Consider the following 241-nt stretch of genomic DNA (forward strand, 5'->3'; position numbering starts at 1 on the left):
TGTAGAGAAAGATAACTTGTGGGTTGAATAACAATATTGCCTTTGGTGACAGATGAGCTTTGCGGTGCGCCAATAAAGTTAACCTGATTGGTTGTCGTCACCCCATTGATATCGACAGATGTCAGCACCTGACCGGTTAGTGGGTCATAGGTATTGGTTGTCACGGCAACGCCCGGCCATTGGGCGTTAAAGGTTTTGTAGGCAAAATAACCATCATTAGTCATAGCGACCTGATTGTATC

At 45.2% G+C, this 241-nt stretch carries 1 protein-coding gene; it reads right to left on the bottom strand.

The window, feature by feature from the left end; translation table 11 throughout:
- Positions 1-224, bottom strand: a 224-nt coding sequence (locus AAEZ02_RS23350) for a hypothetical protein (RefSeq protein WP_351125599.1), incomplete at its 3' end; no start/stop codon positions are given.
- Positions 225-241 lie beyond the last annotated feature (17 nt).

This window comes from Shewanella sp. T24-MNA-CIBAN-0130 (genome assembly GCF_040310185.1).
Classification (GTDB): domain Bacteria; phylum Pseudomonadota; class Gammaproteobacteria; order Enterobacterales; family Shewanellaceae; genus Shewanella; species Shewanella psychromarinicola.